General features: G+C 71.2%; 10 protein-coding genes. 3 read left to right on the top strand and 7 right to left on the bottom strand.

Going from position 1 to position 13,927, the window contains the following annotated elements:
* Positions 1-62 precede the first annotated feature (62 nt).
* Positions 63-1,541, bottom strand: coding sequence for a sugar transferase (locus tag ACH4DZ_RS29710; protein WP_398290457.1), 1,479 nt, complete (start codon positions 1,539-1,541; stop codon positions 63-65).
* 896 nt (positions 1,542-2,437) lie between these two features.
* Positions 2,438-4,381 (bottom strand): ABC transporter ATP-binding protein, encoded by a 1,944-nt coding sequence (locus ACH4DZ_RS29705; protein ID WP_398290661.1) that lies wholly within the window; start codon positions 4,379-4,381, stop codon positions 2,438-2,440.
* A gap of 291 nt (positions 4,382-4,672) precedes the next feature.
* Here ACH4DZ_RS29705 and ACH4DZ_RS29700 point away from each other — a divergent pair, with 291 nt between their 5' ends.
* The 3 genes from ACH4DZ_RS29700 to ACH4DZ_RS29690 all read left to right on the top strand — a co-directional run bounded on the left by ACH4DZ_RS29700 (position 4,673) and on the right by ACH4DZ_RS29690 (position 8,711).
* On the top strand, positions 4,673-5,539 hold the full coding sequence (locus ACH4DZ_RS29700; RefSeq protein ID WP_398290660.1) for a YbhN family protein: 867 nt from the start codon (positions 4,673-4,675) through the stop codon (positions 5,537-5,539).
* A gap of 543 nt (positions 5,540-6,082) precedes the next feature.
* Positions 6,083-7,156, top strand: coding sequence for a mechanosensitive ion channel family protein (locus ACH4DZ_RS29695; protein ID WP_398290456.1), 1,074 nt, complete (start codon positions 6,083-6,085; stop codon positions 7,154-7,156).
* Positions 7,157-7,211: 55 nt separating this feature from the next.
* A complete protein-coding gene (locus ACH4DZ_RS29690) occupies positions 7,212-8,711 on the top strand; it encodes an FGGY-family carbohydrate kinase (protein WP_398290455.1) in 1,500 nt (499 codons plus the stop codon).
* Between the two features lie 39 nt (positions 8,712-8,750).
* Here the strand turns inward: ACH4DZ_RS29690 and ACH4DZ_RS29685 are convergent, their stop codons facing one another.
* From ACH4DZ_RS29685 to ACH4DZ_RS29665, 5 genes are all read right to left on the bottom strand, one after another.
* Positions 8,751-10,085, bottom strand: a complete 1,335-nt coding sequence (locus tag ACH4DZ_RS29685) for an MFS transporter (protein ID WP_398290454.1) — start codon at positions 10,083-10,085, stop codon at positions 8,751-8,753.
* Between the two features lie 173 nt (positions 10,086-10,258).
* The gene (locus ACH4DZ_RS29680; RefSeq protein WP_398290453.1) at positions 10,259-11,221 is read right to left on the bottom strand and encodes a catechol 2,3-dioxygenase; all 963 of its coding nucleotides are present in this window, start codon (positions 11,219-11,221) and stop codon (positions 10,259-10,261) included.
* Between the two features lie 63 nt (positions 11,222-11,284).
* A complete protein-coding gene (locus ACH4DZ_RS29675; RefSeq protein WP_398290659.1) occupies positions 11,285-12,340 on the bottom strand; it encodes a 4-oxalomesaconate tautomerase in 1,056 nt (351 codons plus the stop codon).
* A gap of 62 nt (positions 12,341-12,402) precedes the next feature.
* Positions 12,403-13,131 carry a 4-carboxy-4-hydroxy-2-oxoadipate aldolase/oxaloacetate decarboxylase gene (locus ACH4DZ_RS29670; RefSeq protein ID WP_398290452.1) on the bottom strand — a complete coding sequence of 243 codons (729 nt, stop codon included), beginning with the start codon at positions 13,129-13,131 and terminating at the stop codon, positions 12,403-12,405.
* Positions 13,128-13,877, bottom strand: coding sequence for a PIG-L deacetylase family protein (locus ACH4DZ_RS29665; RefSeq protein ID WP_398290451.1), 750 nt, complete (start codon positions 13,875-13,877; stop codon positions 13,128-13,130). Before ACH4DZ_RS29665 ends, ACH4DZ_RS29670 begins: the two co-directional genes overlap by 4 nt.
* Between the last annotated feature and the right edge of the window lie 50 nt (positions 13,878-13,927).

The raw sequence follows: 13,927 nt of genomic DNA, 5'->3' as shown, positions 1-13,927 counted from the left end.
AGGCCCTCCCGGCCTGCGGTCCGTGCGTCTGCCGGCCTCCTGAGCCGTGGTCCCCCCTCGCATCAGTACGCCCCGTGTCCGTAGAGCACCGCGCGTAGCGTCTTCCACAAGATCACCGTGTCCAGGGCGAGCGACCAGTCCTCCACGTACCGCAGATCGAGGCGGACGGCCTCCTCCCACGGCAGGTCGCTGCGCCCACTGATCTGCCACAGCCCGGTGAGTCCGGGCTTGACCAGCAGCCGCCGCCGGATGTCCGGGCCGTACGCGGCGGACTCCTCCGGCAGCGGGGGCCGCGGACCGACGAGCGACATCGATCCGGTGAGTACGTTGAAGAGCTGCGGCAGTTCGTCGATCGAGTACCGGCGCAGCACCGCACCCAGCCGGGTCACCCGCGGATCCCGGCGGAGCTTGAACAGCAGGCCAGCGCCTTCGTTGCGGTCGGCCAGCGCGGTACGGGCCCGGTCGGCCCCGGCGACCATGGTGCGGAACTTGTAGATGGTGAACTCGCGGCCGTCCTTGCCGACTCTGCGCTGGCGGTAGACCACCCCGCCCCGGCTGTCCAGCAGTACGAGCAGCCCGACGAGCACCAGGAGCGGCGCGAACAGCATCAGCAGGATCGCCGCGCCCAGCCGGTCGACGACTCCTTTGACCGCCCGGCGGCCTCCGGTGAAGGTCGGCATGCTGACCCGTAGCAGCGGGATCCCGAGCACGGCGTCGACATGCAGCCGCGGGCCGGCCACCTCCATCAGCACGGGGGCCACGACCATCTCGGCGTCGCTGCCTTCGAGGTTCCAGGCAAGCCGCTGCAGCCGGTCCGGTGACCAGTGCGGGTCCGGCGTGACCGCGACGACACGGTAGCCGTCGCGGCGTACGTGGTTGGCGACGTCCGCCAGTCGGCCGACGACCGGCACTCCGTCCAGGTGGTCACCGTCGGGCCCGAGGCCGTCCGTCGTGCACACCCCGTCCACCCGCCAGCCGAGGTGCGGAAGCTTGCGGGCCCGGCTGATCAGGTCGCGCACGGTGTCCGGGCTCCCGGCGGCGAGCACCGGTCTGAGACACCGTCCTTGCTTGCGCTGTTTGTGCAGCCTGAGGCGCAGCAGATAGCGCGCGATCATGGTGACGATCGCGATCGCCGGGATCGCGACGAAGATCCAGAGTTTGATGTTGCGCGAGGTGAGGGCGATTCCGCCGAGCGCCAGTACGACGGCCGCCGTGAACAGCGAGCGTCCGAGCCGGCGGAATTCCTCGGCACCCTGGCCGAGCACGGCCGGAGCCCATGACCGGCTCACCGCGAGCGCTCCCAGCACCAGCAGTTCGGTGCCGAAAGCGAGGATCACCCATTTCTCGTGCCAGTTGGCCGCGTCCCGGGCCCCGAAGAAGTTGCCGATCGACGCCACCACGACGGCGGTGGCCACCGTATCGCTGATGATCACGGTACGGCGGTAGCGCTGTTCCCAGTCGACCACGGGCCGGCTGATGGCCTCGTTCGCCAGCCGCCCGCGCGCCGTCGACAAAGGGTTGACTAGATCCCCCCGTTGCACAGAACCCCCCAAGGTCCCCAGTGATTCGACGTGCTCGCCCGACACCGCCCCTCCCCCCGGGAGGCCCCCGCCCCCCGCACCGGTCCTCCCCCCGAGAGGCCCCGCCCCCCGTGTCGCGCTGTGCCATCTCCCTGGGAGGCCCCCGCCTCCCGCGCACGCCGATCCCGCTGTGCGAGCGCTGCTTGGTCAACGCACCCCGGCTGCGGCGGACTCGAAGGTCGCGCCCACTCCGAAGGTGCGCGGAAACCCGTCAGGACCTCGGGTGCTCCCCGCACTCGAAGGTCCTTCCCGGGTTCCGGGAATGGATCACTGCCGCGTCGGGCATCTGGGACGCGACTACTGCCTGTTTGTGGCGCCAAACCTTTTGATCATTATTTGTCGCCATGTGTCCGAACTGTTGAAGCACGGTCAATCTAGACCATGAGGGCCAGTATGTAGAGGGGATGTGTGCAACTTGCGCTTATCTTTTGAGTCTTGAGAGTGCCTTGACGAAAAACACCTGTCATGTGCTCTGCACACCGCTCCGGGGGCGGTGGAAGCTATGCGCGTCGACTGCAGTGGCCGACTGGGGCCCGCGGTGGGCGTGATGGCCGGTCACGCGCTCGTGGGACGGTATGTATCCGGTCGAACCGGGAAAGCGCTGGTAGCCGAACCGGTCGATCCACTTCGCGGTACCGGGGCCGGTGCCGAGGAGGCCCCGCGAGGGTCTGCGGCGCTTGATCAACTGCCCTGCCCTGGAGCCGATGCGGGCTGTGCGCGCACCTGCTCCAGGGCGTAACCGACGGTACCGATCAAGTCGCCGACGCCGTCCTCAAAGAGCCGTTCATTGCACAGGAAAGGCCTGTAATGGCCGCCCGCGCCCGAATGACGAACCGGCCGGGCCCCTCGCGCGTCCCCTACGCGACCGCTTCTCCCGCGACCGCCACTCCCCCGCCGGCGATCCCGGTCACGTCCGCGCCGTCCGCCAGGGCCCGGCCCTCGCGCACCGGCTTGTCGAACTGGGTGCGGTACAACTGCGCGTACCGGCCGCCCGCGGCCAGCAGCTCGTCGTGCGTGCCGCGTTCGACGATGTGGCCCGCCTCGACCACGAGGATCAGGTCGGCGGCCCGTACCGTCGACAGCCGGTGGGCGATGACGACGGCGGTGCGCCCCTCCAGGGCTTCGGCCAGGGCCGCCTGGACGGCGGCCTCCGAGGTGTTGTCGAGGTGGGCGGTGGCCTCGTCGAGGACGACCACGCGCTGGCGGGCGAGCAGGAGCCGGGCGATGGTCATGCGCTGGCGTTCACCGCCGGAGAGCCGGTAGCCGCGCTCGCCTACCACCGTGTCGAGGCCGTCGGGCAGGGAACGTACGAGGTCTTCGAGGCGGGCCCGGCGCAGCACGTCCCACAGGTCGTCCTCGGCGGCGTCCGGCCGGGCGAGCAGGAGGTTGGCGCGGACGGACTCGTGGAAGAGGTGGCCGTCCTGGGTGACCATGCCGAGGGTCGCCCGCATCGACTCGGCGCTCAGGTCGCGGACATCGACGCCGCCGATGCGTACGGAGCCCCCGTCGGCGTCGTACAGCCGGGGCAGCAGTGCGGCGACGGTGGACTTGCCCGCGCCGGACGAGCCGACGAGGGCGACGGTCTGGCCGGGTTCCGCGCGGAAGGAGATGCCGTGCAGGACCTCGGCGCCGTCCCGGGTGTCGAGCGCGGCGACCTCCTCAAGGGAGGCGAGGGAAACCTTGTCGGCGGACGGGTACGCGAAGCGGACGTCGGTGAACTCGACGGAGGCCGGGCCCTCGGGCACCGCGCGGGCGTCCGGCTTCTCCTCGATCAGCGGCTTCAGGTCGAGCACCTCGAAGACGCGCTCGAAGCTGACCAGCGCGCTCATGACCTCGACGCGCGCCCCGGCGAGCGAGGTGAGCGGTGCGTACAGGCGGGTCAGCAGCAGGGCCAGTGAGACGACGGCGCCCGGTTCCAGGCTGCCGCGCAGCGCGTACCAGCCGCCGAGTCCGTAGACCAGCGCGAGGGCCAGGGCGGAGACGAGGGTGAGGGCCGTGATGAACACGGTCTGCGCCATCGCCGTGCGCACCCCGATGTCCCGTACGCGGCGGGCGCGCGCCGCGAACTCCGCGGACTCCTCGGCGGGCCGGCCGAAGAGTTTGATCAGGGTGGCGCCGGGCGCGGAGAAGCGTTCGGTCATCCGCGTGCCCATCGCCGCGTTGAGGTCGGCGGCCTCGCGCTGGAGTTTCGCCATCCGCCTGCCCACCCGGCGGGCGGGCACCACGAACACCGGCAGCAGGACGAGCGCCAGCAGGGTGATCTGCCAGGACAGGGTGAGCATCACGGCGAGTGTGAGCAGCAGGGTCACGACATTGCCGACCACTCCGGAGAGGGTGTTGCTGAAGGCGCGCTGGGCGCCGATCACGTCGTTGTTGAGACGACTGACCAGCGCGCCCGTACGAGTGCGTGTGAAGAACGCGACCGGCATGCGCTGCACATGATCGAACACGGCTGTCCGCAGATCGACGATGAGTCCCTCGCCCAGCGTCGCGGAGAACCATCGGCTCACCAGGCCGAGCGCCGCCTCGGCGAGCGCGATCACCGCGATGACCAGGGCGAGCCGGACGACCGTCGCCTCGTCGCCGTCGGCCACGATCGCGTCCACCACGCGTCCGGCGAGAACCGGCGTCGCCACGGCGAGCAGCGCCGTCGCCACGCTCAGCACCACGAACTGTCCGATCCGGCGCCGGTGCGGGCGGGCGAATCCGGCGATGCGTCGGAGGGTGGCGCGGGCGAAGGGCCGGCGCTCCCGCTGGGCGTTCATGACGCTGTACAACTGCGTCCAGGCTGTCGTCTCCATACTCATGGGAACGACCGTAGAACCTCAAGCAATCTTGAGGTCAAGGGAATACCGATGACACTCACCGAATCGAAACCCCTGCCCGCCGCGGCGGCTCCGGCCGAACCGGGCGACGCGAGGCCGTGCGCAGCGTGTCAGCCCTTGTCCCCGTGTCCGCAACCCCACGTTGGTGCGGCGCGGAAAGCCTTGTGCGATGTGACGGTCGAACAGCTCCCCCACAGCCTCCCCGGACGCCTTCCGGTCCGGCAGATCCTCTGTCTGCTCCCGCTGGCCCTCGTGGTCGTGGTCGCGGTGCGGCAGCGGTCCGTGCTCGCGGAGGGCTTCGGGCATCTCGCCTCGGCGAAGTGGCCCTGGCTGCTGGCCGCTGCCGCCGCGACCTGTCTGACGTGGGTGGCGGCCGCCGTCACCCGGCAGGGCGCCCTGGTCCAGCGGCTGCCCAGGCGGCGACTGCTGGCGACGCAGTTCGCGGCGGGGGCGGCCAACCACCTCCTGCCGACGGGGCTGGGCGCGAGCGCCGTCAATCTGCGGTTCATGACGGTGTGCGGGGTTCCGCTGGCCCGTTCGTCGTCCGCGCTCGCGCTCTATCTGCTGGCGGAGTCCGTCGCCCGGGTCGGCCTGCTGCTGGCCCTGTTGATCGCCTTCCCGGACGCGCTGCGGGTCGGCGGGCTCCTCCCGGACGGCACGGTGGGCCCGCTGCTGCTCACCGTCGGCGGGGTGGTGCTCGTCGCGGTGACGGTCCTGCTCCTCGTACGACGGGTGCGTACCGCCGTGTTCTCCTTCCTGCGGACCGCGCTGGGCGAGGCCCGGTCGGTGCACAGCCGGCCCGTTCGCGCGCTGGCGCTGTGGGGCGGCTCGTTCTCGTTCCCCGTCCTCCAGGCGGCGGGGCTGGCCGCGGTCGGCCAGGCGCTGGGGCTGCCCGTCCCCCCGCTGCACATCGCGGTCGCCTATCTGGCGGCCACGGTCGCCGTCGCGCTGGTACCGACGCCGGGCGGGATCGGCTCGGTGGAGGCCGCGCTGATCGTGGCGCTGGTCGCGGCGGGCGGGCCCGCCGCGTTGGCGACGGCGGTGGTGCTCGCCTACCGCGTCATCACGGTGTGGCTCCCTCTGCTCCCCGGAGCGCTCACGCTGGGCGCGCTGGTGCGCCTGAAGATGATCTGAGGCGCTCGCCCCGGGGGCCCGCCCCCGTGCCCCGTCGGACGGCTGCCGGCCGGTGGGGGCGGGCCGCGCAGTTCCCCGCGCCCCTGAAAGCCTGGCTGCGCCCCTGCCTTCAGAGCCACAGGGGACCCGGGCCGGCGGGCGTCGTGGATCGTCCAGGGACTCCTGGGGCGCGTGTGTCGATGTATCCAGGCCAACTTGGCACCCGGCCCGGAAAGGCCTCGCCGTCGGCCCGCCGGGGCGGACGGCAGGGCGGACGGCAGGGCGGACGGCAGGGCGGACTCGGCTCCCGTACCGGCCGGACAGGGCGTCAACAGGCGCAGGGATGTGCCGAGTTGACGGCGTTGTCCGTGGGAGATGGCCTGACCTGTGCGGCTGCGCCGCGAAGCACCCGTGCGCATGTAGCAAGATGAGCCAGTCCCGCCGGTCGACGCCCCGTCATGACCGACGGGCCGGCACATCCCGGAATCGAGCAGCAGGTGGCAACAAGGTGACGACACACATAACGGGCGTACGTCCTCTCCCCCGCACGACGGGAGGCAGTCGGTGAACCGAGACCTCACCGCCCACGACTGGATCGTGGCAGGCGTCTGGCTGATCGCCGGGCTCGTGGCGACCGTCCTGCTCCGCTTTCTTCTGCGCTGGCTCGGCAAGCACGCGACCCGTACCCGGTGGACCGGCGACGACGTCCTCGTCGACGCTCTGCGCGCGCTGGTACCGGTAGCGGCGATCACGGGCGGAGTGGCCGCCGCGGCGGCGGCGCTGCCGCTGACCGGCAAGATCAACCACACCGTCAACCAGATCCTGACGGTCCTGGTCATGCTCGCCGCCACCATCACCGTCGCCCGTGTCCTCGCCGGTCTGGTGCGGGCCGTCACCCAGTCCCGTTCCGGTGTCGCCGGATCGGCCTCGATCTTCGTCAACATCACCCGGGTCGTCGTCCTGGCCATCGGCTGCCTGGTCGTGCTGCAGACCCTGGGGATATCGATAGCCCCGCTGCTCACGGCCCTGGGCGTCGGCGGTCTGGCGGTGGCGCTGGCCCTCCAGGACACCCTCGCCAACCTTTTCGCGGGCATCCACATCCTCGCCTCGAAGACGATCCAGCCCGGCGACTACATCCGCCTCACCAGCGGGGAGGAGGGGTACGTCGTCGACATCAACTGGCGCAACACCGTCGTACGCAACCTCTCTAACAACCTGGTCATCATCCCGAACGCCCAGCTGTCCAGCACGAACATGACCAACTACAGCCGGCCGGAACAGGAGATGACCCTGATGGTGCAGGTCGGCGTCGGTTACGACAGCGACCTGGAGCACGTGGAGCGCGTCACCTCGGAGGTCGTCGTCGAGGTCATGACGGAGATCGAGGGCGCGATGCCCGAGCACGAACCCGCCATCCGCTTCCACACGTTCGGGGACTCGCGGATCAGTTTCACGGTGATCCTGGGCGTCGGCGAGTTCAGCGACCAGTACCGGATCAAGCACGAGTTCATCAAGCGGCTGCACAAGCGGTACCGCCTCGAAGGCATCCGCATCCCCTCCCCCGCGCGCACGGTCGCCCTCCAGCAGAACGGCGTGGCGATTCCCCCGCAGCGCGACGGTTCCCTGTCCCTCCCGTAGAACAAGGGAGGACAGCGGAAGAGAGAACAGCGACGAGAGGGCGGGGCACGCGGCCATGACGGTGCTCGGGGTCGACATCGGTACGTCCAGCAGCAAGGGCGTGCTGGTCGACGCGGACGGAACGGTCCTCGCGACGGCCGTGCGGCCGCACACGGTCGACCGGCCGCGCCCCGGGCACGTCGAGATGGACGCACGGGTGTGGTGGGACGAGTTCGCCTCCCTCGCCCGGGAGTTGCTGAAGTCCTCGTCCGGCGGTGAGTCCGTCACCGCGGTCGGCGTCAGCGGCATGGGCCCGTGCGTCACGCTCACCGACGCGTCGGACGACCCGCTGCGTCCGGCGATCCTGTACGGCGTCGACACCCGCGCCACCGAGCAGATCGCCCGCCTGGAGGCCGAGTTGGGCCGGGAGGCCGTACTGCGGCGCTGCGGCTCCCTGCTGTCCACCCAGGCCGTGGGACCCAAGATCGCCTGGCTGGCGGAGCACGAGCCGGAGACGGTCGCGCGGGCCCGGCGCCTCTACATGCCCAGCTCGTACCTGGTGCGCCGGCTCACCGGGGCCTACACGCTCGACCACCACTCGGCGAGCCAGGCCGTCCCGCTGTACGACTCCGTCACCCAGGAGTGGTACGCCCCCTGGACGCGGCACATCGCGCCCTGGCTGGAACTGCCCCGCCTGCTGTGGCCCGGAGACATCGCCGGGCGCGTGACGGCCGGGGCCGCGGGCGCCACCGGTCTGCCCGTCGGAGTCCCGGTGATCACCGGAACGGTCGACGCCTGGTCGGAGGCGCTGAGCGTGGGGGCACAACACACCGGTGACCTCATGCTCATGTATGGCAGCACCATGTTCCTGATCCACACCCTGGCCGACCGTCTGCTGGTGCCCGAGCTGTGGAGCACCGTGGGGGCCCTGCCCGGCACCCGCAGCCTCGCGGGCGGCATGGCCACGTCCGGCGTGATCACGGACTGGCTGCGGGAGTTGTCCGGAGCGCCCGACCACGCGACCCTGCTCGCCGAGGCCGAGGCGTCCGGGCCCGGCGCGCGAGGGCTGCTGATGCTCCCCTACTTCGCGGGCGAGCGGACGCCGGTGGCCGATCCGTACGCACGGGGTGTGATCGCCGGGCTGACGGTGGAGCACACCCGCGGCGATCTCTACCGCGCCGCCCTGGAGGCGACGGCCTTCGGTGTCCGGCACAACGTCGAGGCGATGCGCGCGGCCGGAGCGGACGTCCGCCGGGTCGTCGCCGTGGGCGGCGGCACCCGCGGCGGACTGTGGACCGGGATCGTCTCCTCGGTGACCGGCCTGGAGCAGGAGGTCAGGACCGTGTCGCTCGGCGCGAGTTACGGGGCAGCTTTCCTGGCCGCCGCCTCGGCGGGCGACCCGCGGATCGACGTATGGAACCCGGTGCGCGAGCAGATCGCTCCCGACCCGCTCCTGCGCGCCCGCTACGACGAGCTGTACGCCCTGTACCTCCAGCTGTATCCGGCGACGCGGGACATCTCCCACGCGCTGGCCGGCCACCAGTTGACCGGACACCGGCGGGACGCCCACGGCTGAGCGTCCCGCACGGCGGCCCGGGCTCCCGGCGACGGCGGCTCAGTGGGCGGTGACCAGCCCCTGGCGTGTGTCGCTCCCCGACGCCCGCTTCGAGCTGCGCAGCGCGGCGATGCCGATGAAGACCATCGACGACAGGCCCGCGATCGCGAAGGCGGTGAAGCCCCAGTCGCCGTTCCCGGCGGCGAGCAGCTGGCCGCCGAGCCAGGGCCCGAACACGGCGCCGAAGCGGCCCATGCCCGAGGTCCAGCCGACGGCGGTGGCGCGGCTGTCGGGGGTGGAGCGGATCGAGACCGTCGCGTAGATCATCACCTGGGCGCTGTTGAGGAACACTCCGGTGAGGAAGACGACCGCGAAGGTGAGCGCCAGCGGCATGTGGACGCTGAGCAGGAACACCCCGGCGGCGGTCAGCGCGAACCAGAGCGACGAGATGCGCGGGGCGCCGAAGCGGTCCGCGGCCCGTCCGGCGACGAGCATGCCCACGATGCCGCCGAGGTTGAAGAGGACGACGAAGGTCAGGGCCGAGCCCAGTTCGTACCCCTCGCCGCGCATCAGCGTGGGCAGCCAGGTGGCGACTCCGTAGACCAGCAGCAGACCGCCGAAGGAGGCAAGCCAGTACAGCAGGGTCTGGGTCCACTCACCGCCGCGGAACAGGTTCGCGAGGGCGTTCCAGCGGTCGCCCGCGGCCTTCTTCCCGGTCTCGGCGGGCAGTTCCACCTCGAAGCGGCCCGCCAGTACGCGGGCCTCCTCGGTGCGGCCCTTGGCGACGAGGAAACTCAGCGACTCGGGCATGAGCTTCGCGAGCGCCGGGACGAAGAGCAGCGGGACCACACAGACCCAGAACGCGGCGCGCCAGCCGAGGGGCTCCACGATCCACAGGGCCACATAGGCGGAGAGGATGCCGCCCGCGTGGTGGGCGGTCATCAGCATGCCGATGGTGAGGGCGGCGCGACCGCGTGGGGCGTAGTCGGAGACCATGCTGATCGCGGTGGGCAGCAGCCCGCCGAGGCCTACACCGGCGAGGGTCCGGCCGAGGCCGAAGACCGCCACGCTGCCCGACATGGCGCAGAGGCCGGAGGCCAGCGAGAAGAGCGTGACGCAGGCGACCATCAGCTTCTTGCGGCCCACCCGGTCGGCGATCGTCCCCGCGGTCAGCGCGCCGACCAGCATGCCGAAGGTGGCGTAGCTGCCGAGGTCGCCCGCCATGTCCGGGGTGATGCCGAGGGACTTCTCGGCCAGCATGTGCGGCAGTACGGAGCCGTAGATGAACATGTCGAGGCCGTCGAAGAGCACGGCCAGCCAGCACAGGCCCAGGACCAGGAGGGCCATTCTGCTGCCGCGTGCGGACAGGGCGAAGGAGGAAGAGGAGGGGGACATCGTTGTTCCTCTCGTCCAGGAGTCGGGTGCCTGGAGGGGATTCGGGAGGTGGGCCGCGCGACCCGTGCGACTGACGGCCGACGGCTGACCCGGTGATGCGCTCGACGCTAGGAATCCGGCCCAAGATTGTCAACGTTTTTGTCAACAATCATAGGAACCACCGGCGTGGCAACCTACGGAGCGGATACAGGCGGGGTGCCGTGGGTGTGGAAGGACTCGATGGTCTTCAGACCCCACGCCTGCCCCTTCTTCCGCTCGTTCTCCGTCCAGGTGACCAGCGGCCAGTCGGGGGCCAGCACCAGACGGGTGAGCGGGTTGCACAGTTCGATCCGGTTGCCGCCGGGCTCGTAGACGTACAGGAAGAACGTCTGCTGGATGGCGTGCTTGTGCGGGCCCGTCTCGATGAACACACCGGTGTCCAGGGCGAGATCGGCGGCCCGCAGGATGTCCTCACGGGTGTCCGTGGCGAACGCGATGTGGTGCAGGCGCCCTTGGGAGCCGGTCCAGTCCTCGGTGTAGACGACGTCGTACGACTTGCTGCTGAAGGTCAGCCACTGGGCGGCGATCCTGCCGTCGTCGAGCTGGATCTGCTCGGTCGGACGGGCGCCGAGCACCTCGTGGACGAAGTCGCCGTTCGGACCGACGTCGGCGGCGAGGAAGTTGACGTGGTCCAGGCGACGTACGCCCACTCCGTGGCCGGGCTTGGCCTGCGGCTGATTCTTGAGGCCCGGCTTCAGCCCGTCCGGCGCCCTGTACCACTCGCTCTCCCAGTAGAGGGCGATCTCGTGGCCGTCGGGGTCGGTGGTGACGTACAGCGGGCCGAGGCCCGGCTCGTCCTCGACCCAGCGGCCGGTCCGGCCGGCGCTCTCGGCCTCCTTGACCCGGCGTCGCAGGGCCTCCTCGCTGGAGGCGCGCAGGGCGGTGCGGCGGATGCCGGACGTCTCGTGCGCGGTCAGGACCAGGCTGTGGTGTTCGTAGTCGTCCCAGGTCCGCAGGTAGACGGAGGTCCCGTCCGCCGAGCGGCCGTTCTCGGTGAGGCCGAGGTAGTCGATGAAGAACCGGACGCTGGCGTCCAGGGCGGGGGTGAGCAGTTCGACGTGCCCGAGGTGGGCGATGTCGCCGAGCGGCGGGGCCATGAGGCCTCCTCAGGGGTGTGGTGCGGCGCGGGGGTGCTGTGCGGTTCAGGGGTGTTGTGCGGCTCAGGCAGGCCGGGGGAAGACCGTGCCGTCGAAGATCTTGCGTGCGGTACGGACGACGGCGGTGCGCCGGGCGACCGGGAGGGCTTCGGCAAGGGATTCCGCGAGGGCCGTCTCGATGTCGAGGAAGCCGGTGGGGTGCTCGATACGCATCCGGTCCCCGTCCTCCGGCACGCTCGCCACGCCCTCGCCGACGCCGCCCTCGATACGCAGTCCGGCGGCGACGCTCGCCGCGCCCAGGACCCCGATCGAGGTGTGGCAGCGCACCGGTATGAAGGTGCGCGTCATGACCGCGCCGCCCTCCGACGGCGGGGCGAGCAGGCTGAGTTTGGGCACGGTGGTGTTCTCCACGTCGCCCAGGCCCATCAGTTTCCCGGCCTCCAGCCTGATCTCCCGGAGCCGTTCGGCCAGTTGCCGGTCCGCCTCCAGCGCGGCGGGCTCCTCGTAGCCGGTGACACCGAGCGAGGACGCCGCGATCAGCACGGTGGGCATGCCGTTGTTCACGCAGGTCACCGGGGTGCCGGCGACGAGGTCACGCACGTGGCCGGTCGGCAGCAGCGGACCGGTTCCCGGCGGGAACTCGATGACCACCGGCGCGGCGGACCCCGGTACGCCGGAGATCTCGGCGGAGAGTTCCGCCGAGCCGGCGTAGTCGACGCTCCCGCCCGGCGTGGGGAACTCCGCGACGGCGAGGTCCCCGGTGTTCAGCATGCGGATCCGTACGGCGGTGCGGTCGCGGCCAGGGGCGACCAGACCGCGCTCCACGGCGAAGGGGCCCACGCCCGCGAGTAGGTTCCCGCAGTTCTGACGGTCACTCACCTCCGGCTTTTCGACGCCGACTTGGAGGAACAGGTAGTCGACGTCCGCCTCCGGATCCGCCGAGACGGAGACCACCGCCACCTTGCTGGTCAGTGGATGCGCACCGCCCAGGCCGTCGATCTGCCGCGGGTCGGGGCTGCCCATGATCCGCAGCAACAGGGCGTCGCGCGGGGCCTGTTCGGCAGGCAGGTCGTCGGCGAGGAAGTAGGCGCCCTTGGAGGTGCCGCCGCGCATGAGCATGCAGCGCACCTCTTCGGTACGGGCTTGCGCGGGGGTTCCCGTACGGGCCCCGGCGGTGCCGGTCACGAGCCCGCTCCGTCCCGCTCGCCCTCGCGCTCCCGCTCGTACTCGTCGTACGACCGGTAGGAGACGCCCAAGCGCTCCAGGGTCTCGCGCAGGCCGTAACGGTCGAGGCCGAGCTGACCCTCCTGGAAGGCGGCGCGGGCGTCGGCCTCCTTGGCCTCGCGGGCCTCGGAGGCCTCGGCCGTGCGGCGGGCCCGCTCGCGGGGCACGCACACCACACCGTCGTCGTCGGCGACGATCACATCACCGGGTCGGATCACCTGGCCGCCGACGACCACCGGCACGTTGACGCTGCCGCCGGTCGCCTTGACCGTGCCCTGCGGGCTGACCGCCGCGGACCAGGCGGGGAAGCCCATCTCGCGCAGCTCCACGGTGTCCCGGATGCCCGCGTCGATGACAAGACCGCGTACGCCGCGCCGCTGGAGCGCGGTGGCGAACAGCTCGCCGAACATGCCGTCGGTGGAGGGCGAGGTGGTCGTGACGACCAGGATGTCACCCTCGCCGCACTGCTCGACGGCCGCGTGGATCATGAGGTTGTCGCCGGGCCAGGAGAGCACCGTGACCGCGGTGCCCGCGACCCGGGTGTCCTGCTGTACGGGGCGCAGGTGGGTGCCGAGCAGGCCGGTACGGCCCATCGCCTCGTGCACGGTGGCGACTCCGTAGGCGGCGAGCGCCTCGACGTCCTTCGCGTCCGCCTTCGGCGGGTCGGTGACGATCACGCCGCTCATGCCAGCTCCTCCGTGACCTGCGGGTAGGGCCGCATGTACGCCTCGGCCATGGTCTTGTGGGCCAGGCCCAGGTTGGGTCCGGCGTTGCGCTTCAGCTGGACACCGCGGCGGACGGCGAGGTCCGTGTAGTAGTCCCACAGGTGCTGCTGGGCGGCCAGGCACTCCATCGCCTTGCGCTTGGTCTCCCACACCTCGGAGATGTCGAGGAGAACCTGCGGCTTGAAGCCGCACATCTCGGGCTGGTGGGGCTCGAAGAAGAACACCGGCGGGGCGCCGATGATCTCTCCCTCGGCCGGGTAGCCGATGGCCTGTGCGAGGACGCGCGCGTCCAGGGCCATGCGGGCGGCGGCCGGGTGGTCGCCGTTGTAGGGGTCGTCGAGCGGGTGGGTGAGCACGACGTCCGGCTGGGCCGCGCGGTAGGCACCCACCAGACGGTCGGTCAGTTCCGGTGTGACGGTCAGGGGGTAGTCGCCCGCGTCGAAGAAGACCACCTCGGCGCCGAGCGCGGCGGCCGCCGCCTCGGCCTCACCGCGGCGGATCGCCTTGATCTCCTCCAGGGACTTGCCCGCGCGCCAGGCTTTCGCGGACTCGCCGCGCTCGCCGTAGGTCAGGCAGGCGATGGTGACCTTCTCGCCGCGGGCGGCGGCGAGGGCGATGGCTCCCCCCGCCCGCCACACGAAGTCCCCCGCGTGAGCGGTGACGACGAGCGTCGACCGTGGGGTGTTGGGCGCGTTGCCGTGGGTCATTCCTGCGATCTCCTTGCTGGACAGGCCGATTGACCCACCCCGCGGCGTCA

This window comes from Streptomyces sp. NPDC017991, from assembly GCF_044328075.1.
Classification (GTDB): Bacteria; Actinomycetota; Actinomycetes; order Streptomycetales; family Streptomycetaceae; genus Streptomyces.
Note: the sequence above shows the minus strand (reverse complement) of the source record. Positions and strands in the feature narration are given on the sequence as shown.

Excerpts from the sequence above, each read along its gene's own strand:
- ACH4DZ_RS29705 (WP_398290661.1), bottom strand. The coding sequence starts at position 4,381 with ATGGAGACGACAGCCTGGACGCAGTTGTACAGCGTCATGAACGCCCAG.
- ACH4DZ_RS29690 (WP_398290455.1), top strand. The coding sequence starts at position 7,212 with ATGACGGTGCTCGGGGTCGACATCGGTACGTCCAGCAGCAAGGGCGTG.
- ACH4DZ_RS29685 (WP_398290454.1), bottom strand. The coding sequence starts at position 10,085 with ATGTCCCCCTCCTCTTCCTCCTTCGCCCTGTCCGCACGCGGCAGCAGA.
- ACH4DZ_RS29680 (WP_398290453.1), bottom strand. The coding sequence starts at position 11,221 with ATGGCCCCGCCGCTCGGCGACATCGCCCACCTCGGGCACGTCGAACTG.
- ACH4DZ_RS29675 (WP_398290659.1), bottom strand. The coding sequence starts at position 12,340 with ATGCTCATGCGCGGCGGCACCTCCAAGGGCGCCTACTTCCTCGCCGAC.
- ACH4DZ_RS29670 (WP_398290452.1), bottom strand. The coding sequence starts at position 13,131 with ATGAGCGGCGTGATCGTCACCGACCCGCCGAAGGCGGACGCGAAGGAC.
- ACH4DZ_RS29665 (WP_398290451.1), bottom strand. The coding sequence starts at position 13,877 with ATGACCCACGGCAACGCGCCCAACACCCCACGGTCGACGCTCGTCGTC.